Origin of the sequence: Solibacillus sp. FSL W7-1472 (genome assembly GCF_037969775.1) — a bacterium.
Classification (GTDB): Bacteria; Bacillota; Bacilli; order Bacillales_A; family Planococcaceae; genus Solibacillus; species Solibacillus silvestris.
In genome coordinates this window covers 234684-255114 of sequence record NZ_CP150208.1, presented here as the reverse complement: position 1 = coordinate 255114, position 20431 = coordinate 234684, and the positions used below count along the sequence as shown (strand labels likewise).

The 20431-nt window shown below is 40.5% G+C and carries 19 protein-coding genes; 2 read left to right on the top strand and 17 right to left on the bottom strand.

From position 1 onward, the window contains the following. Positions 1 to 21 precede the first annotated feature (21 nt). The 15 genes from MKY07_RS01290 to MKY07_RS01220 form a co-directional block, all read right to left on the bottom strand. Positions 22 to 885: an oxaloacetate decarboxylase gene (locus MKY07_RS01290; protein ID WP_339263551.1), complete on the bottom strand. Its 864-nt coding sequence runs from the start codon at positions 883 to 885 to the stop codon at positions 22 to 24. Positions 886 to 899: 14 nt separating this feature from the next. Then, complete coding sequence (locus MKY07_RS01285; RefSeq protein ID WP_339263550.1) at positions 900 to 1685, bottom strand: FAD synthetase family protein; 786 nt, start codon at positions 1683 to 1685, stop codon at positions 900 to 902. Between the two features lie 56 nt (positions 1686 to 1741). Then, the gene (locus tag MKY07_RS01280; RefSeq protein ID WP_339263549.1) at positions 1742 to 2692 is read right to left on the bottom strand and encodes a VOC family protein; all 951 of its coding nucleotides are present in this window, start codon (positions 2690 to 2692) and stop codon (positions 1742 to 1744) included. 132 nt (positions 2693 to 2824) lie between these two features. Then, on the bottom strand, positions 2825 to 3775 hold the full coding sequence (locus tag MKY07_RS01275; RefSeq protein WP_339263548.1) for an SMP-30/gluconolactonase/LRE family protein: 951 nt from the start codon (positions 3773 to 3775) through the stop codon (positions 2825 to 2827). Between the two features lie 133 nt (positions 3776 to 3908). After that, positions 3909 to 4904 carry a 4-hydroxy-2-oxovalerate aldolase gene (dmpG, locus tag MKY07_RS01270; RefSeq protein ID WP_339263547.1) on the bottom strand — a complete coding sequence of 332 codons (996 nt, stop codon included), beginning with the start codon at positions 4902 to 4904 and terminating at the stop codon, positions 3909 to 3911. Beyond that, positions 4901 to 5788 (bottom strand): acetaldehyde dehydrogenase (acetylating), encoded by an 888-nt coding sequence (locus MKY07_RS01265; RefSeq protein WP_014824967.1) that lies wholly within the window; start codon positions 5786 to 5788, stop codon positions 4901 to 4903. Before MKY07_RS01265 ends, dmpG begins: the two co-directional genes overlap by 4 nt. Before the next feature lie 17 nt (positions 5789 to 5805). Then, positions 5806 to 6576 (bottom strand): 2-keto-4-pentenoate hydratase, encoded by a 771-nt coding sequence (locus tag MKY07_RS01260; protein WP_339263545.1) that lies wholly within the window; start codon positions 6574 to 6576, stop codon positions 5806 to 5808. Between the two features lie 14 nt (positions 6577 to 6590). Further along, on the bottom strand, positions 6591 to 7067 hold the full coding sequence (locus tag MKY07_RS01255) for a flavin reductase family protein (protein ID WP_173364567.1): 477 nt from the start codon (positions 7065 to 7067) through the stop codon (positions 6591 to 6593). Between the two features lie 70 nt (positions 7068 to 7137). After that, positions 7138 to 8091 (bottom strand): VOC family protein, encoded by a 954-nt coding sequence (locus MKY07_RS01250; RefSeq protein WP_251690479.1) that lies wholly within the window; start codon positions 8089 to 8091, stop codon positions 7138 to 7140. A gap of 32 nt (positions 8092 to 8123) precedes the next feature. Continuing rightward, positions 8124 to 9332, bottom strand: a complete 1209-nt coding sequence (locus tag MKY07_RS01245; protein WP_339263544.1) for an acyl-CoA dehydrogenase family protein — start codon at positions 9330 to 9332, stop codon at positions 8124 to 8126. A gap of 20 nt (positions 9333 to 9352) precedes the next feature. Beyond that, the gene (locus MKY07_RS01240; RefSeq protein WP_339263543.1) at positions 9353 to 10210 is read right to left on the bottom strand and encodes an alpha/beta hydrolase; all 858 of its coding nucleotides are present in this window, start codon (positions 10208 to 10210) and stop codon (positions 9353 to 9355) included. A 13-nt stretch (positions 10211 to 10223) separates the two neighbouring features. Further along, entirely contained in the window at positions 10224 to 11708 is a 1485-nt protein-coding gene (gene tcuA / locus MKY07_RS01235) for an FAD-dependent tricarballylate dehydrogenase TcuA (RefSeq protein WP_065217548.1), read from the bottom strand. 68 nt (positions 11709 to 11776) lie between these two features. Beyond that, positions 11777 to 12631 carry an alpha/beta hydrolase gene (locus tag MKY07_RS01230; protein WP_339263542.1) on the bottom strand — a complete coding sequence of 285 codons (855 nt, stop codon included), beginning with the start codon at positions 12629 to 12631 and terminating at the stop codon, positions 11777 to 11779. Positions 12632 to 12642: 11 nt separating this feature from the next. Further along, positions 12643 to 13635 carry a VOC family protein gene (locus MKY07_RS01225; RefSeq protein ID WP_014824974.1) on the bottom strand — a complete coding sequence of 331 codons (993 nt, stop codon included), beginning with the start codon at positions 13633 to 13635 and terminating at the stop codon, positions 12643 to 12645. 101 nt (positions 13636 to 13736) lie between these two features. Then, positions 13737 to 14936, bottom strand: coding sequence for an acyl-CoA dehydrogenase family protein (locus MKY07_RS01220; RefSeq protein WP_039967394.1), 1200 nt, complete (start codon positions 14934 to 14936; stop codon positions 13737 to 13739). A gap of 449 nt (positions 14937 to 15385) precedes the next feature. Here MKY07_RS01220 and MKY07_RS01215 point away from each other — a divergent pair, with 449 nt between their 5' ends. Both MKY07_RS01215 and MKY07_RS01210 read left to right on the top strand, forming a co-directional pair. Then, complete coding sequence (locus MKY07_RS01215) at positions 15386 to 17212, top strand: V4R domain-containing protein (protein ID WP_339263541.1); 1827 nt, start codon at positions 15386 to 15388, stop codon at positions 17210 to 17212. A gap of 273 nt (positions 17213 to 17485) precedes the next feature. After that, positions 17486 to 18694 (top strand): MFS transporter, encoded by a 1209-nt coding sequence (locus tag MKY07_RS01210; RefSeq protein WP_339263540.1) that lies wholly within the window; start codon positions 17486 to 17488, stop codon positions 18692 to 18694. A gap of 78 nt (positions 18695 to 18772) precedes the next feature. On the opposite strand, the gene MKY07_RS01205 is transcribed toward MKY07_RS01210, so the two are convergent. Together MKY07_RS01205 and MKY07_RS01200 are read right to left on the bottom strand one after the other, a co-directional pair. Beyond that, positions 18773 to 19591 (bottom strand): SDR family oxidoreductase, encoded by an 819-nt coding sequence (locus MKY07_RS01205; RefSeq protein ID WP_339263539.1) that lies wholly within the window; start codon positions 19589 to 19591, stop codon positions 18773 to 18775. 15 nt (positions 19592 to 19606) lie between these two features. Continuing rightward, positions 19607 to 20338, bottom strand: coding sequence for an SDR family oxidoreductase (locus MKY07_RS01200; RefSeq protein ID WP_339263538.1), 732 nt, complete (start codon positions 20336 to 20338; stop codon positions 19607 to 19609). Positions 20339 to 20431: the final 93 nt, after the last annotated feature.

Genomic DNA, 20431 nt, shown 5'->3' with positions numbered 1-20431 from the left:
TCCACACCATCTTTCCGAATATTAAGAATATTGTTTTTCCAGTTGTTGAATTTCTTTTAACTTAAACAATTCTTGGCGTTGTTCCCATGTGCAAATGACATCATGAATGTTTTCCTGACTTTCATCCCGCATTAAAATTTGCATTGCATCGGTAGCACCTTTAATCGCACCGCGTAAAGCCGAGTTGGCACACAGCATAATCTGGAAGCCTAAATTTTGCGCTTCCTGACGTGATACTAAAGGCGTTTTACCACCTTCTACAAGATTAATAATATGCGGGATACCAGATACCTCTTTTGTAATACGGGACAATTGCTCATACGTAGTTGGCGCTTCCACAAAAATTGCATGTGCACCTGCCTCTTTATAAGCATTTGCTCGTTCAATTGCTTCATCGAAACCAAGGACACCTAATGCATCCGTACGTGCAATGATCGCTAGCTGATCATCTGTACGTGCATCAAGAGCAGCTTTAATTTTGCCGACCATTTCATCCTTTGATATTACTTCTTTCCCGTTGAAATGACCGCATTTTTTCGGCATGACCTGGTCTTCAATCTGCAATGCAGCTGCACCAGATTTTTCCAGTACCTTTACTGTTCGCTGCATATTGATGGCGTTGCCGAAGCCTGTATCGGCATCAACGACAATCGGAACCGTTGTCACTTCACTCATCCAGGAAACAACCTGGGCGATTTCCGTTAAAGTCGTCAGTCCGACATCCGCCCAGCCAAGCTGCGCATTTGAAATGCCGGCTCCTGTTGCATAAATGGCTTTAAACCCGGTTTCTTCGATAATGCGGGCCGTCATTGCATCAAAGGCGCCTGGTAATATAAATGTGTCTTTACTTGCTAATAACTGTTGAAACATCTCTGTTTTTTTCAAGTTTAACCAGCCTCTCAACTAATTTCTTGGTATTTTTGGGTTGCGCGTTGATGAAAGTAAATCGAACAATTATCAATATTTAAATCATGGTAAAAAATAATGTCCTCGGTATTCTTCACATACACTTTTTGCGAGATAGCGCGATTGCCTGATAAAATCGTGACATAGTATTCTCCGCATTGAGGTAGTGTATAGTAATCGTGCAATCCATTTTCCATCGAGTATTGGACGCTGTACGGCTTTCCTAATAACGCTGTTACTTCTTCGACGTAGCCCCGTTTCAATTTTTCCCGAATGCATGTCGAGCTCACCTTTTTACCTGAAATGGAAAAACGCTTCACAATGTCGACTATGATTTTGCAGTCGCTGTCAGAGTGAATCGTAGCAGTCGTACCGGCTCCTTTAGCTCCGTACGTATAGTCAAAACCTGCTACAGCATACTGCACTTGAAGCCCCACTAAATATTGCTGTACAAATTGCTTCGGCTGAAGAGCAGCAAACGATTTCGTAAAATCCACAATATAGAACAGATCAACACCTAAGGACTGAAAGCGTTCGGCCTTTTTCTCCATCGGCATTAAATAGTCCACTTCTTCATTTGAAAAGACCGTTTTCGGATGGGGGAAAAAACTCATCACAGCCAATTTCAAGCCATTTTTCCGGGCTTTTTTTCGGGCTGCTAAAATCACTTCCTGATGGCCTTTATGCACACCATCAAAAAATCCTAATGCCATTACTGCCGGTTCGCTATTTTGCTGGACAATCGGTAGATTAATTTCATTTACGAGAATTATTTTCATGCTTCTTCACAACCTCTCTAAGATGGCGTAATTTAGTGGTTTATGCTCTTTATGCCTTACCTTGCTTCAATCGTAATATTGTTTAATTCTTTATCCTGCACACTGTCGCCCCAATATGTATTGCTTAAGGCACGTTCTTCCAATGTCCACTCAACCGGTTCCCAATCTGGTTCAAAAATCAGGTAACCCCCCGAAAATAATTCCACACGGCAACCACTTCCCGGATCCATTACATACAAATAGATCGCCTGAGATACACCGTGTTTACCTGGACCGATAAATGGCAGATTATTTTCTTTTAAAATATCTGCAGCACGTATAATATCCTGTGTATCATCCAGCCAGTAAGAAATATGATGGAGTCGGGCTGGTGTTGGAAGCGTTTCCTTTTTTATCATCGCGACATCATGCACAAGTGGTGTCACACTCATCCAGCCCGCCAATATACCGTCATCGCCACGTACATATTCACGCATATTGAAACCGAGCACTTCCATTAAAAATTCATAGGATTCATCTACATCTGTCGTCGTATGAATGTTTACATGATCAAATCGACGAGGCGAAATCCCTTTATTCCATGATTTATATACTTGGTTTTTTAGAATCGAAGCTTTATCTGATGCAGCCTTAGATTTTTCAACCTCATAATAAAGTTCAAATGTATGTCCGCTTGGTAATTGAAAACGGATCGAATCACCGATGCCCGGTGTTGTGCCTTTTGGATATTCCTGAACAGCTATCCCTTGCTCGTCTAAAAGTTCTTTGAATCCTAGAACACAGTCAGCTGTTTTTGTACGCCAGCCAATATGCTTTACGTGAGCATTTTCACCGGCTTCAATGCTCAATGTATGGTGCTGGAAATCACTGTAAGCACGTAGATAGTGAACACCGTCAATTTCCGTTGTTTCTTCCAAACCAATAATCTCTTTAAAGAAAACTAATGACTTTTCCAAATCTGTTGACACTAAAGCAACATGGCCTAATTTAGCGATTTCTGGTGCCACTGTAATTCCCCCTCAAAATGATGGATATGAATAACTTCTTATTGTTTTCAATGTTACAAAATGTACTTTTTAATATCTAGGAAACTTTTATTCAGAAAAATCTAACTTTTAGTAAAAAATTACTGAATTTCACTAATCGTTTCCGCAGCTCGCCAACATAAACTCGTAAGGTAATACACCTGTCGTTTTTAACGGAAACTGCAGTAAATAGCCTGCTAGCGGCTCTTCTTTTATACGCGCTTCCGGCAAAGATTCATAAGCTGTTGTTACAAATAAGTTGTCCAAATTTTTCCCGCCGATTGTGCAGGAAGTGACATGGGAAACGGGTATGATAAATTCTTCTTTGATCTGCTGGTCTTGTGGATTGATACATACCACACGGGTTTGTTCCTTACTTGTTTTTGCCATAAGACCGCTTTTAAATAATGTTACATACAAATTACCTTCACTATCGATCGTCATACCGGCCGGATATCCTTCGACCATTTTGAACGTGTAAACAACTTTTTCAAAAAGCAGCTGTCCCCTTTCTGTTAATTCATATTGAAAGATTGCATGCTTCGACGAATCAATGTGATAAAATTTATTTGTTTTGCGATCCCATTCCAAACCATTTGATATCGCTACTTTCGATAGATGCGTCTGAATTTCGCCTTCTGCATCAACGGAAATTAATTTCGCATTTTCGAATGGATAGTTAGAAAATGCAGTTTGCGGTGTTTCTTTAAACTTTTTAAAAAAACCGTCTGAAGAGCCCACCCATAGTCGTCCATCTGGTCCACATTTAGAATCATTTAAAAAATGTAATTCAGACAGATCTGGCGGCAAAACAAACGGTTTTTTCAGGCCTAATTTAAAATTGATTAAATAGAGGCCGTCTTTATAAACTCCAATAAACTGACCATCTGCTGTCGGGATGATTGATTGAATCCAGCCCATTGCATCATACACATCTTCTTTTTCCGTTTCCGGGTTGAAAGTTATGATTTTTTTATTCGCAATATCGAGCCAAATCACACCGTATGCCTGATGCCAGATTGGGCCATCTGCAAATTTCGCGCGGTATTTCCCACAAATCTTCATGCGCTCACCTTCTCTATCTATAAAAGTATTTAAAAATAGTTGATGAATAAAAAGCTACCTCATTTATATTAAGGTAGCATTCAACATTATCGGTTTATTTCATTTATCATCGTAATATCAACAGAGCTTTTCATTATTTCCGCAAACTCTGTGCCACTTCGTAAATTAAATCTTCCTGTCCGCCGACTGTTTTACGGCGGCCCAGCTCAACTAAAATATCGCGTTCATCTACACCGAATTGTTTGGAAGCTTTTTCTGTATGGAGTAAGAAGCTAGAATACACCCCTGCATAACCCATAATTAAGCTCGAACCTGAAATTTCCTGCGGACGCGGTAAAATAGGTGCGACGATGTCATTTGCGACATCGATAATATTGTACAGATCAACACCTGTTTGAATGCCCATCCGCTGCAGTACAGCAACTAATACTTCGGTTTGCGTATTGCCGCTGCCTGCCCCCAGTGCACGTAATGAGCCGTCAATATAAGTAGCGCCCGCTTCAATTGCTGCTAAAGAGTTGGCCATCGCCAGTGACATATTATTATGGGCGTGGAATCCGATTTCACAGCCGATATATTCTTTTAATGCCCGAATGCGTTCCGTCACTTGATCTGGTAAAAGGTAACCTGCAGAATCCGTCACATACACGATTTCTGCACCGTAGCTTTCAAATAATTTTGCCTGCTCGACAATGACACTTGTCGGCGCCATATGTGCCATCATTAAAAATCCGGCAGTTTTCAGTCCCAATTCACGACTATAGGCAATATGCTGTGCTGAAATATCGGCTTCTGTCACATGTGTTGCAACACGTGCCATTTTTGCGCCTGCATTCACGGCATTTTTTAAATCATCCTTAATCCCGATGCCGGGAATAAGTAAGACAGCTACTTTTGAATCGGTACATTCATTGGCAGCTGCTTCGATTAACTTCAGTTCGTCTACAGCAGATAGACCGTACTGCAAGCTCGATCCACCTAACCCATCACCATGTGCGACTTCAAAATACTCTACACCTGCCTGATTTAATCCTCTGGCAATGTCACGTACTTGTTGCTCGGAATATTGATGCTTCATGGAGTGACTGCCGTCTCGTAACGATACATCTAAAATATGAATGTCTCTCATCGCACAACCGCTCCTTGCGCTATTAGATTTTTGGCTAATTCATTTGCTACACGTGCAGCAGCTGCCGTCATAATGTCCAAATTTCCTGAATAAGGCGGGAAGAAATCGCCAATCCCTTCCACTTCTAATAAAACTGATACTTTATTACCTTCAAAAATCGGTTCACCACATAGACGGTAACCCGGGACGTATGTTTTTACTTCCTCAATCATCTCTTTAATAGAAGCGCGAATTTCATCTTCTTTCCCTGTCTCCGCTACGAGCGCATGCACTGTATCACGCATCATAATAGGCGGTTCTGCCGGGTTTAAAATGATAATTGCTTTCCCTTTTTTCGCACCGCCGACTGCTTCGATTGCATTTGCCGTTGTCCGTGTAAATTCATCGATATTTGCGCGTGTTCCCGGGCCTGCACTTTTACTTGCAACCGTTGCCACGATTTCTGCGTAGTCCACAGGCACAACACGGGAAATCGCTGCCACAACCGGAATCGTTGCCTGACCGCCGCACGTTACCATGTTGACATTGTCTTTTTCAAAGTGCTCACTCAAATTTACTGGCGGAACAGTGAACGGGCCTATTGCTGCCGGCGTTAAATCAATCATCTTTTTACCTGCAGCTTTTATAACCTCATAATTCTCTTTGTGAGCATAGGCACTCGTCGCATCAAAAACGATATCAACTAAATCTAACTGTGATTTAAATCCTTCAATACCATTTTCGATTGCAATATAGCCACGGTCGCGTGCACGTGCCAAACCTTCTGATTGCGGATCAATACCTACCATGACCGCCATCTCCAGTGCATCACAACGCTCAATTTTATACATTAAATCCGTACCGATATTCCCTGAACCGATAATGCCTACTTTTAATTTCGTCAATTTGCTCACCTCAATCCTCAATCTGTAAACTGTACTTTCAACTGTCCATAATTACCGAAATCAATTTCAAACTCGTCATTTGCATCGAAAAATACTGCCGCTGTAATCGCACCCGCTAAAATGAATTGACCCGCTTTGAGTGAAATATCATATTCACTCAACATATTGGCAAGCCAGGCAATCGCTTTCGCCGGGTTCCCCATTACTGCGCTGCTCATACCTTGATCGATCACTTCGCCATTTTTCTTCACGACTATCGGAATGTTTGCGAGCTCTTCAAAAGATGGTAAATCAGATGGTGTGCCAATAATTGCCCCGGCAGAAGAACCATTATCCGCTACCGTATCTTCAAATTTAAATTTCCAGTCCATAATGCGACTATCGATGATTTCAATTGCTGGTGCAATCGCTTTTGTTGCTTGTAATACTTGTTCAACAGTCACATTCGGCCCTTTTAAATCTTCCTTTAACAAAAAAGCAATTTCGAACTCTACTTTCGGTTGAATAAATTGTGATTTCGAAATAGTACTGTTATTTTCATATACCATCGTGCTCAAAATATGGCCAAAATCAGGTGTATCTACATTAAACATTTTTTGCATGACTTCGCTCGTTAATCCAACCTTCATGCCTACCAATTCAGCTTCCTTCAATTTCTCCTTAATTTGTAACAGCTGAATATGATAAGCGTCGTCAACTGAAATATCAGTTGACGACGTGAAAGGTTTAATTGGCTGTTTCGAACGCTCAGCAGTTAATAAGGCACTTGCAGCTTGTTGAATATCCAATTTGAATCCCCCTGTTATACAGTTATTGTTTCTAATGAACGGTATTTGCCCGCGTAAAATAATAATGGCTCTTTCGAATCGTCTAGCTTAATATCCCGTACTTTGCCGATGAATAATGTGTGATCACCTTCGACATACTCCGATACAACATCACAGCTGATCTGTGCGATGGCCCCTTGTAAAACCGGTACCCCTGCTAAACGCTCGAAAGTTACCTCTACTACTTCATCTTTCTTTTGACCGGCAAAAACCATTGAATGATCTTGTTGATCTTCAGCTAAAATATTTACACCGAAAATGCCGCTCTCTTTAATTTTTGGAAGGCAGCGTGCCTTTTCTCCGATTGAAATTACAACCAGTTTCGGCTCTAAAGAAACAGACATGAATGCATTCGCTGTCATACCATGCTCTTGTTTATCGTGCTCTGTTGTAATGACGGTAACACCTGTCGCAAACTTCCCCATCGCATTTCTAAATAAACGATCATCCATCATAATGAAGCCCCCTCTGTAAATATTTTATTTTCACTTCGTAAACTATCCGCTTTGGTGCGAGACACTTTTACGCTTTAATTGTCGGGTTATTTTCAGGGTTATTGTCCATTTGATCACCCCAATAAGTGAAACCTAAGCTCATCTCATCTAACGTCCAACGAATCGGCTCCCAATCCGGCTCGAAAATTAAATAGCCGTTTGTGAAGATTTCCAGACGAACTCCACTACCAGGGTCAATTGCATAAATGTACATTGCCTGTGAAATACCGTGTTTTCCTGGACCTTTAAACTCAATACCGTTTTCCTTTAAAATATCCGCTGCGCGCAATAAATCCTGTGCATTATCCAACCAGTATGAAATATGGTGTACTTCATGTGTAGATGCGGAATGCGGATCAAAGCTGAATGCGATGTCGTGTACGAGTGGTGTTACACTTAACCATGCGCCTAAATAGCTGCCGTCCGGTGCTTCCACATATTCACGTAAGTTAAAGCCTAAATGTTGTATCATAAAATCTGAAAATTCATTTGCAGGGATAGAGCTTAATAGATTCACATGGTCAATACGGCGCGGTGATACACCTCTATTCCATGATTTATGCGTCTGATTTTTTAATACAGAGCGTGTTTCCGGTGCAGCCAATGTTTTTTCCATATCAAAATAAATTTCGAATGTATGTTTACTAGGCAGCTGGAAGCGGAATGCTTTTCCTTGGCCTTTTTCCGTGCCTTCCTCTACCCAGTTGATTTCGATTCCTTCTTTTTGCAGGTTTTCCGCAAAAGCATCTACATCTTCCGGACGCTTTGTACGCCATGCAATATGATCAAGGCGAGACTCTTCACCAGCGCGAAGTGTTAATGTATGGTGCTCGAAGTCACCCCATGCACGTAAATAGTGAACACCGTCTGCTTCTTCTGTTTCTTCAAGTCCAATTACTTCTTTAAAAAACCAAAGTGATTTTTCTAAATCTGTACTTACTAAACCAAAATGGCCGAGTTTTGAAATTTCCGGATTTGTCATAGTGCATTCCCCTTTTTTCATTATTAATTTATTTACGCGAAATACGTGTTTGGCTCAAGATCGACCATTAAACGTCCATGTGTTTCAAGTAAGCTTGACGGTGTAATGAATGCGTGTAAATGCATCGTAATAAAGTCGCGGTAAAACGCCTGGAATACGTTGCTATTGTAAGCAAATACCGAACCTGATCCCGCAAGCATCAAATCATACGCTTCCTTACATAATTGGTTGGCATAGCCGTACTGTGCCTTAATGCGAATACTTACTTTTTGCGTGAATTCCTTGCCGCTCGTTGAGTAATCGTCCAAAATTTTAATCGCATTTTCGAATAACGATCTTGCGCACTCCAACTTCAGATCGATTTCCGCTATTTGTAAATGTGTCAGCGGGGCATCCGACATTTTGTTGTAGAATGTATTGCCGATTCCTGCTTTATTCACACGTTCCATATGGACATCAAATCCGCCAAGAGCTGTGCCTAATACCGGTGCTGCAATTGATAATGTCAGTGACGGTACGAATGGTGTACGGTATAACGGATTGTCCTTTAATTCATCGATCATATAATGACGCTGCTGAGCTAAGCGGTCTAATGAAATGCGGTGATCCGGGACAAACACTTCCTTAATGACAATACTGTTACTGCCGGACCCTTTTAAACCGACTACATCCCAGTCGTCCAAAACTGTAACATCCTCACGAGGTACGATTAAAATCGCCATTTCAATTCCGCCATTGCCATCGTCAACCGGTGCGCCACAGTAGAACCAGTCTGCATACGGAGCACCCGATACGAATGGCCACTGTGCGTCTTTAATGAAGTAACCGCCATCAACTTTTTCAATATCGATACGGATCGGTTTGAAGTTACCTGCTAAAATTACATCATTATCACGGTTTGGCCCAAAAATCTCTGCTAGCGCTTTTTCGCCGTATACATAGGAAATCATGTAATCGCGAATATTGCTTAACGCTGTGAACCATCCGGCAGACGGATTTCCGCGACTGATTTCAGTTACGACATCAAAATAGTTTTGCATGCTTGTTTCATGTCCACCGAAAATTTTTGGTCGTAAAACTTTCAATAATCCTTTTTCACGCATTTCCTGAATGATTTCATCTGGAATTTGGCTGTTTTTATCAATTTCCAATGTTGCTTCACGTAATTTCGGTATGAGCTGGCGAGCGTTCTCAACAAGCATTTCGCTTACAGATAATATACTTACTACTGATTCTCCCATGATATAGCCCCCTTATATGATTAAGAATGTACTTCTTTTTTATCCTTTGTGAAAAAGTGCTTTGTCGCGTGTAAAAATTCTTCACGCTGTTCGATCATTGCCCAGTGACCGCATCTTTTTAAGATGTGCAGCTCTGCATTTGGTAAATGTTCCAGCGCATAAAGACTGCTTTGTACTGGCACGAAACGATCGTGGTAGCCATGGATTAGTAAAAATTCATTTTGCATACGCTCCAGTGCCGTTTGCGGAATTTGGAATTCTATCATTGTTGAACGTGTAAAGTTTTCACGGTATGAACGTTGGATCTCCGGACGTTGGAATGCTTCCCAACGCGCCTCTACTACTTGGTCTACAAAGTCCTGCATACGATCCAGGTCATAGACGAACCAGCTCAGTAAGTTGCGCAAGTTTTCTTTTGTCGGGTCTAAATGGAAGTTTGCCAGTTTTGACAGTTCCGGTGTTGGCTGTGATAACGAGACACCTGCACCCATCAGAACAATTTTATTGAAGCGCTCTGGAGCAGCCATGTTCAAATATGTTGCTACAACGCCGCCTAAAGAGTTCCCGATCAGATTTGCTCTTTCAATGTTCAGCGCATCCATTAAGTCGAGTACTTGCTTCACGCGTACCGACATCCATTGCACACCGTTTTCCGGATATTCTTCCGGATGGTCCGTGTTGCCGAAACCGAATAGATCAAGGGCAACTACATGGAAATCTTCCGCATATTCATCGATGACAAATTGCCAGTTCGCTTTACCATTTGCTCCAGGGCCAGATCCGTGGATTAAAATAACCGCATCTTTATTCCCGATACCGCCCTCTAAAATAAATGTTTCGTAATCGCCTGTTTTTACTTTGCGCTCAATAATAGTCATAATAACTTCCTCCCTAAACCGTCATTTTTTGTTGGCTATACTTTGCGGCATGTTCCCCAGCAATGCGTCCAAATACTGCACCGGAAGTCAAGCCGGCACCACCCGGATAATTGTCATAATACAAACCGCCGACAATTTCACCTGCTGCATACAAGCCATCTATCGTTGTGAAATCATTATGAATGACTTCCGCTTTTTTCGAGATTTTCAAACCGCCGTACGTAAATGTAATACCGCACCCGATGGCATACGCTTCAAATGGACCTTCTTCAATCGGGTTTGCCCAATTGGATTTTGGAACGTCCAAACCACTAGTTGCTTTGCCGTCCAATATATTCGGATTGAATGCTGTATCGCGGCTGACCGCTGCATTAAATGCATGAACTTCCTGCATGAAACGGTTTTTGTTGATACCGTCCATCTTTTCCGCTAATTGTTCCAGCGTTGGCGCGGACACTTTTGACACGTGACGCCCTTCATATTCTTCCCGAAGGAAAGGTTTTGTTTTTGCATCGAAAATTTGCCATGCACACTGTCCCGGCTGCTTTAATATTTCACGTCCAAGCTTTGCGTACGTATAATTCCGGAAATCGGAGCCTTCATCTATAAAGCGTTTGCCTTCATTATTGACTAGGATGCCAAATGGATAGCTTAATTTTTGGAAGCCTTCTTTATAATCCGGCAAATAACGGTCGCCTCCAACCGCGTGTGCACCAGACCAGTTTCCTGTTGTGCGGGCTCCGAGCTGCATTGCCATTCGCAAGCCGTCTCCCACGTTATATTTACATCCGCGCGTATGAACAGTATCCCAACCAGGTCCTAAATATTTCGTTCGCATTTCCACATTTGCATGGAAGCCGCCGCTTGCCAGTACAATCGCCTGACAATCAATCTGGCGTTCTTCACCTGCATGACGGACGATAATCCCTTTTACTTTGCGCTGTTCCGTTACGAGATCAACAGCCGCCGTATTGTAATGGATTGTAATACCTAAACGATTGGCTTCATTATGTAACGCATCAACTAAGCCTTTTCCGCCGCCGACTGCTTCGATGACCATGTTGCCCCAAAATTTGAATTTTCCATCTATTTTATATGCCTGCCGACCATAGATCGGGATGAATTTAATATTGTGATTGAGTAACCATTGCATCGTTTCAAAGCTTTTGTCGGTCATGACCGATGTTAAATCGTAATCTGTACGAAAGTTCGACATTGTACAGACGTCATCAAAAAACTGTTCGCTTGGATAGCTGCCGAAATCCGTCATCGCAAATTCCTCATCCGTCATATCCGGTAGCAATTGCCTAACCTCTTCACCATCTTTAAAAGCAAAGCGAATTGATCCGTGCGTATATGTCGTATTGCCACCTTTTTCTTCTTCAGAGGAAATTTCCAGTACCGTTACTTTCGCGCCATGTTCTGCTGCCGAAATGGCCGCGCATAACGCGGCATTTCCGGCACCTACTACGACGATATCTGCTTGTTCATTTAACATTTTCAAATCACTTCCACTTCATTTTGTAAGCGCTTTATTTTTATTCAGCGGAAAACACTTAGAAGGAATTAAATTTTACGGTTAAAGAATTGTTGAATTAAATAATTGAACGACTCTTTTTTCTCGATTTGTGTCCAGTGACCGCATTGAGGGAATACATGCAATTGTGCGTTTGGAATATGTTCTGCTAAATAATAGCTTGATTCGATTGAGCATACTTTATCATTTTGACCATGGATTAATAAAATCTGATTGCCGATGCGGTTTAACGCTACGACTGGAATCGGTACAGCTGCCGTCGAGAAAATCGAGTTATTTGAGCGCTTTACTTCTTCTCGCATCGCATTGGCATAGCGTGCATCTGTTAAACCGTCAATAACCGGTTGCATCGCATCCTTGTCGTAAACGAACCAGCCCATAATTTGCTGTAGGCGTTTTTTAGAAGGATTGTCATAGAACGATTTTGCGCGTGCCAACTCTAAGCTTAGTTTCGTATTAGGTGTGCCGCCTGGACCCATTAATACAACGCGGTCAAAACGTTCAGGATATTCAAGCAACAGTTCTAGCGCAATGGAACAGCCTAACGAGTTCCCTACTACATGGGCTTTTTCGATTTCATAGTAATCTAGCAGCTCAATTAATTGCTCTACCCAGCAATCCATCCACAATTGGCGATTCTTAAGCGGTTCATCCGGATGATCACTATCGGCAAAGCCGTATAGGTCAGGTGCTAAACAGTGGAAGTCATTCCCACAGTCATTTAAAGCATAACTCCAGTTGGCGAGTGACGTTACACCAGGACCTGAACCGTGTAAAAATAAGATCGTTTCATTTGTCTTTGAACCTGCCTCATGGACAAATGATGTATATTTACCTGTTTTCACGTGACCTGATTTAATTTTCACTTCATTTGCTACTGTCATTTTCCATCCTCCTATACTTCTAATGCTGGAACTGCTTTTGTCTCTTTAATCCCTGTGGCATCAATTGTTGGCACGATAAGCGGATTACCTGTAATGCTGTCCCCCCAATAAGTGTTTCCAAATGCACGTTCTTCGGGCCGCCATACGATTGTTTCCCAGTCCGGCTCGAAAATTAAATAACCCCCTGTAAACAGTTCCACTCTGCAACCACTTCCAGGATCAATTACATATAAGTAAATTGCTTGTGAAATGCTATGTTTTCCAGGTCCTATAATTTGCAGTCCGTGCTCCTTGCAAATATCCGCAGCTCGCAGTAAATCGCCTGAGTTATCTTGCCAGTAAGAAATGTGATGGAATCGCGCTGTTGTTTCAAGTTTTTCATGAGATACTAAAGCGACATCATGTACTAATGGTGTTACACTCATCCAGCCGGCTAAAATATCCCCTTCTTCTGTTTCAACGCATTCATTGATCCGGAAACCAAGCTCTTCCGTGAAGAACTTATAAGTGACACTTGAATCCGCATCCGTATGAATATTAACGTGGTCAAGACGTCGAGGAGAAGCGCCCTTGTTGTATGATTTATAAGTTTGGTTTTTCAGAACAGAGCGACGGCTTTCTTCCACAACCGGTTTTTCAATATCATAGTAAAGCTCCAGCCGATGACCCGATGGTGCCGTAAAACGGATTGCTTCACCGATTCCCGGTGTTGTCCAAGCGGCGATATGCTCAATTTCATAACCTTTGCCGCCTAATTGATCCGCAAATAAAGCAACATCCTCTCTGCGCTTTGTACGGAAACCGATATGGGTTACTCGACCTGCTTCACCTGGCGCAATGGACAGTGTATGGTGTTGGAAGTCTCCCCACGCCCGTAAATAATACGTATCTCCAATCTGTTCTGTTAGCTCAAGGCCGATAACATCTTGGAAAAAATGCAATGATGCTTCCACATTCGAAGACTGTAATGCGACATACCCTAATTTTGCTATTGCTTGTTTCATTCACTTAGCCCCCTTACTTAAAAATAACTGTACTTTACTTCACAACTATCAAACTACAAGAAAACTTTTTTGTTTTTTCTGAAAAATCCGTAAATATTTACTTAATAACGAATTTGATTTGGCTGTAAACCTGCCAATTGTCTGCCATAGTTTTCTCTCGTAATAACCGGTGACAATGAACGGTGGGAGTTTAATGTTAAGAAATCACGAAGGAGACGTTGCATCGGGCTCGCATCATACACAAAGCCGGATCCGCTCGCTCTTAAAATTGCCTGAACCGCGTCATTCAGCATTTCATTTGCATAGCCAATATCCGCCAACGCTTTCAGACGTAAATCTTTTGGCATAATCTCCCCTTTTGCTGCCCACTCATCAATCGATTTTGCTAAATTCATAAAGTAAAGTTCAGCAGTTTCTACTTTTAACTCGGCTGTTGCTAATAAATGATGTGTGCTCGCCGCATCTTTAATCATTTTCACACCCATATGCTGAGCGGTACGATAAGGCAATGATTGTTTAAAATTATCGAGCATCTCTTTTACAACACCTAGACCTGGTAAACCTAAAGATAAAATTAAACATGGGAATAATGCAGAATTATATAACGGAATATCGCGTAAATGCGGTGACTGGAAATCTCCGTCTAAAATTTTCACAAATGATGTAACACGGTGTTCCGGTACGAAGACGTTTTTCATTCTCACAGCATTACTGCCCGTTCCACGAAGACCTAGTGTGTGCCAGTCATCTTCAATTTCCAGTACATCAAACGGCACTGTCATTAACAGCTGCTCTAAAATGTTGTCGTTCTCATCTTTTGTATACATGCCAAAGTAACCCCACGTCGCATGCAGTGAACCAGAACAGAACATCCAGTGACCTTCCTCTACAAGGTAACCGCCTTCCACTTTACGGACCGTACAAGATCGTGGTTCGTAAACACCCGCAAATAATACATCTTGCGGATTGTCAGAGAAAATTTCCAAGTGTGCCTTTTCATTGAATGATTCCGCCACCATAATATCGCGTATCGCACATAGAGAAGCAATCCATCCAGTTGAAGCACATGCTTTCGATAGTTCAATAATGACCTGGCTGTAAGTTTCGACACTTGCCTGCAAACCGCCGTATCGTTCCGGCCGTAAAATATACATTAAGCCAGAATCTTTCAATTCCTGCATTGTCGCTTCTGGTATTCTTCTAATCTCCTCTGTTTCCTTAACACGTTTACGAACATTCGCTGCAATCTCCTGCATTTTATTCATTACTTCAATTTGTCTTTCTGTAAGCGCTGTCGTCATCATTTCAACTCCTTATATTTGTTAAATCCAATATTACGGTTTTAAATTTCGAATAATATGGTGAATATCTATGGAATTTACAATCAAATATAAGTAAAAATTAACGAATCTTGATCAGACAGCAAACGTCCACTCGTATAAAAAATACGGTTTTTATGGATTGTGCAAATCTTTTTGTTTCATCTTTATGGAAAACGATTTTCAAATTAAAATAAACGTTTTTCTGTATAAAGCCACTTTCCGACATAATAATTCCCTTTAGTTATATTACAAAAAGCAGGAATAACAGACCAAATTTAAGTTTTTTATAGAAAATAATATTAAGTTGAAAATAGTAATTTCTTTACTAATTTTTAATAAATATTAAAAAGTATCTTCTCATTTCTATGTAAAGTATGGTATGTTTCATTTTAAAATAGATAATATTCCGAATATTCAGGAGGTTTAAAATGGCTGGCTCATCTTATGTAGATAAAGCGTTGTATACTACTACTAATACATTTGGAATTTTAAGGAAGGAACTGATTGAAAGCTTAGGCCTGGAATACGCAAAATTTTTTTTACAGCGTTATGGCTGGAATATCGGTATTACTCATGCCAAAGAAGTTGATTATTTACCACTCACATTAACCGAAAAATTAAATAGTGCTGTCGGATACCACCTTGCATCCGGGCAAATTACAGATCTTCTTTCAGAAAGAGTCTTACACTTAAACCCTGATGATACGGTGAAGTATATGTACGCTAAAGGAATTTGGGTAAATTCTTATGAAGTTGAAGAACACCTGAAACATTTCAGTCAAAGTGATTCCTGTATTTGCCATACACTGGCCGGTTATTCAAGTGGCTATACCTCTTATTTAACGAAAAAAGAAGTATATATTGTAGAAATGACGTGCCGTGCCAAGGGCGATGAACATTGTGCATTTGAAATGCGCATGTTGGAGCACTGGGATTCCGAAACTCAAGCCGACTTAAGGAAAATTAGTCAGACACGTATGATTGATGATTTGAACAAAACATATATGGAGCTTTTCGAAGAGAAGAAACATACAGAAAAAGTATCAACTTTCCATAACAATCTAACACTTGGTATTTCACAAGGAATGCACATCGACCAGATTTTAGAAACAATTTACAATACGCTGAACATACCTGCTATCGTACAGGACTTAAGCTTTAATACACATCACTCGATTGGGATGACACAGGAACAGCTGGAATTTATTAAAGAGGATTTTATTCAGCAAATGCCCCAAACAAAGTCAGGAAAAATTTTAATTCAGCCAATCGACCCTATGCAGCCAAGTCAGGTAGATTGTCCGAATCATACGCGGCTAATTAGTCCGATTATCGTACAGAAGCAAATTATTGGCTATATTTCCTTCATCTATTTTTCGAAGGATACAAATTATAAAGAAGAAATGCATTATTTACAACGCTCAGCCGTTTCCATCTCCCTCTGCTATTTAAATGAAAAATCGAGTCTGGAAGCGACTGAAAATATTAAAGCTTACTTTTTTGAACAGTTACTGCAGCAGCAGTATACTTCTAAGAAAAGTATGATCAGCCGCAGTTACCTCCTACAAATTGATCTAAATGAAGATTTTTATATCGGCAATCTTGGCGTCTCCAAAAAGGGGATACCTGTTCATGAAGCTTCCACTATTTCTAAAATTATTCAGTCCGTCATCGTCTATTTGGAAATGCATCAAACATCGATTTTCATTACAGAATTCCAGGATGAAATTGTATTTCTGTTCCCTAAAAAGGATGATACCGAGGATATTTATCAAAATATATTGAAGCACTTACAGCGTAAATTCAGAAATTATGATTTCCGCATTGGTTTAAGCCGCGTAATTAATGATATTGATGACATTGCGGAAGCACATCGCCAGGCTATTTCGTCGTTAAATATCAACAAGCGAGATACAATCGTATATTTTGAAAATACGAATATACTTGGCTCATTAATTAACCATCAAAACAGCGATATTATTGTGAAATTGGCCCAACGTGAGCTGGATCCTATTTTGTCATTAAAACCAAATAAAAGAGACGAATTTTTGAAGACTTTATACACATTTTTAAATCATAACGGAAACCTTAATCTGACAATGGTTGACTTGAATTTATCGATGAGCGGGCTTGTTTACCGTATTCAAAAAATTGAGGAACTGCTTGACCGGAACCTGCGGAGCTCAAAAAACCTTTTTGAATTAATTCTTTTAATTGAATCGTTAATCGTTCTAGGTGAAATTGAAATAGAATAACCGAATTTCTAGTACAAAACAGCGGAATTTCCGTAGTTTTGTACTTTTTTTATTAATTGTTAATTTCATACGCCAAAAGCTGATTCGGCCAACAATATTTTTCCGGTATTTAACAATTTTTGTTTAATTAGAAAATACTTTTCCGTAAATTATTATCGTTCCTGTGAAAGGGCTTACATGATAATATCTGAATATTCAATCGATTGAGGGGGTATTTTGCACAACATGCTGTGTTTTTAAGTTCCAAATAAATAAAAAATTAGGGGGTATTTCATGTTTCCAACATCCAACAGAGGTTTTTTAAAGTTTTTAATTGTCCTGATTGCCTTCCAAGACGTAGCTGCTGGTGTAGCTGGATCGATTATGGCAGACCTTATTGTAGCCTTCCCGGAGTTCAGCCCTACTACTGTTATGTTAATTGCGACAATACCCGGGTTGCTTCAAATTTTCCCTTCCCTTTTCTATGGTAAACTAGCGAATAAATTTTCAAAACGTGCATTATTAACGACCGGCTTAATCTTATTCATAATTGGCGGAATCATGCCATTCTTCTTAAGTAATCTATTCGCAATTATTGTTTTCCGTGGTATTTTAGGCCTTGGTGTTGGTATCACTCTACCTTTATCCATTGATATTATTACTGGTTTCTTTGATGGCCGTGAACGTGATTTCCTGATCGGATTCGGTACATCGACAATCGCATGTGTTGGTGCAATCTTCTTCCAAGTAGTTGGTGGTATGCTGGCAGACGCTTACGGTTGGAATTATGGATTCCTAGTGTACTTATTCCCTATTTGGATTTTAGCTATTACGTTCATGTTTTTACCGGAACCGAAAAAACAGGATGTACCAAATGCGTCAATTAAAGATGTTTTATTTAAAGCCCCTAAAACAGTTTACGGCTTTACCATTGGACAGATCATTTTTTCTGCTTTCGTTTTTGGTTATGTAACAAATATCTCTATTATTGTTCAAACTGAAGGCTTAGGGAATGCAACGGAAGCCGGATTGGCAATTTCACTCTTTACAACAGGTACATTAATAACGGGCTTCATGTTTGGTAAACTGCGTTCGATGTTGCCTAATCTCATTGTTCCAATAGGTGTACTTTTTACGGCTACAGGTATTTTATGGTGTTCAACAGTGGACAGCTTAACAATGATTTTTGTAGCAAGTGTCCTTGGTGGCATGGGCTTGGGAATTGTGATTCCAGGTGTGTTGGCACGTGTTTCTGAGTTATCCAATTTAGCAAAAGGGATTTCTTATGTCGGGATTGCTGCAGCAGGTCAAGGTTTAGGCGGTATTGTGAGCCCTTATATGTTTGCGACTGTTCTAGGCATTTTTGGATTGGAAGGCGGAAGATCTACATTGCTTGTCGCTTCTATCGGTCTATTTGTTTTAGCGGTTGTTTGGGCGATTATAACAGTTAGAAAATCACCTGTAACAGTAAACGATACGGACGGTCAGACAGAAATAGCATAAAATTACTCAACATAAAAGGTTGTTCAATAAGGAGGGCTCCTTATTGAACAACCTTTCTATCTATTTCACACAAAACTTTCAAGTTGCAAATTCTTTGTTGCCCGGTGAGTTTGTAAAGGTACCATTCATGGAAATTATGTTCCCTATGCCTCCCCCGACATTAATTTTTTGACCTGTTACAAAGTCGGATAAAGAAGAGGCCAAAAACAGTGCGACGCCGGCGATATCTTCCGGTTGCCCAATTCGACCAAGCGGTACTTCTTTTTTTGCAAGCTCGGTAATCATTGCCTCTCGCTCTTCACCCGGTGGCATCAATTTATCCCAAAATGGTGTTAAAATCGGGCCGGGTGCAATTGTATTTACATGGATGTTCATACTTGCCAATTCAAAGGCGAGGTTTTTTGTAATCGACTCAACTCCAGCTTTGGCAGCATGATAATGAAGTACTGGAACATATGGATTTAATGCACCAAGAGATGATAAATTAATGATTTTACCCGCTTTCTGCTCTTTCATATGAGGAAGTACTTCCATAATAACATTCATTGTTCCAGTTAAATTCAACTCAATCATTGCCTGCCATTCACTCATATCAATATTGCTGGACGAACCATTTGGCGACATTACACCTCCAGCACAGTTAACTAAAATATCAATACGGCCAAATTTGGCAATCGTTTTTTGTACTACTTGCTGAATTTGAACTGGCTTAGTGATATCAACCGGATTGAAATAATATGCATTCGATCCTAACATTTGCGCTGTCTTAATTCCTTGTTGCTCCTGATAATCAACGAGCACAACCGTTGCACCATGTTCAATAAAAAGCTGGGCGGTTGCTTTTCCCATACCGTTTGCTGCACCTGTTACTATTGCAACTTTCTGTTCAATTAACATGTTTCCTGCCTCCTTTTATATTCCACGGACTCCGCCATCCGCAACGATGGACGTACCCGTCATGTAAGATGAGTCATCAGATGCTAAAAAAACTATTATGTTTGCTTGCTCTTCAGGTGTTGAAAAACGCTGCATCGGAATTAGGCTGCGGATAAAATCACTGTTTGGGTTCCCCGCTACCATTTCCGTATCTACAGCTCCTGGCAACAGACAATTGACTCGTATATTCTGTCCGGCAAATTCCTGGGCTACCCCTTTTGACATTTGTGTTACCCCTGCCTTTACAAAGCTGTACAGCGAATGGGTTGGAATCGTATTAATTGCTGCAAGTGAAGTCACATTAATAATACTACCGCCGTTTTTCATATGTGGAATGACTTCTTGCATCATACGAAAATATGCATAACCGTCTAACGTAATGAATTGTTGAAAATCATCTATCGTTAACTCTAAAAATGACTTTTCAATGATATTACCAGCATTATTCACTAAAATATCAATCTGACCAAAAGCTTGTAATGTTTCATTGACTAAATATTCGTAACTCTCTTCATGCATCATATCTGCTTGTACAAAAATTGCCTGACCGCCATTTGCTTTAATCTCTTGTACAACTTGTTCACCTTTTTCACTACGACGGCCGGTTACCGTTACACGCGCACCTGCTTTTGCAAGTGCAAAGCTGGCATATTTTCCTATACCAGATGTACTTCCCGTTACGATGGCTACTTTGTTTTGTAATTTCATTTTGGTTACCCTCCCTCTATAAAATATATATGGACGTAGGGACATGAAGGTAGAATCAAATTAATAGATTTGTAGAAAAATTATACATTTCAG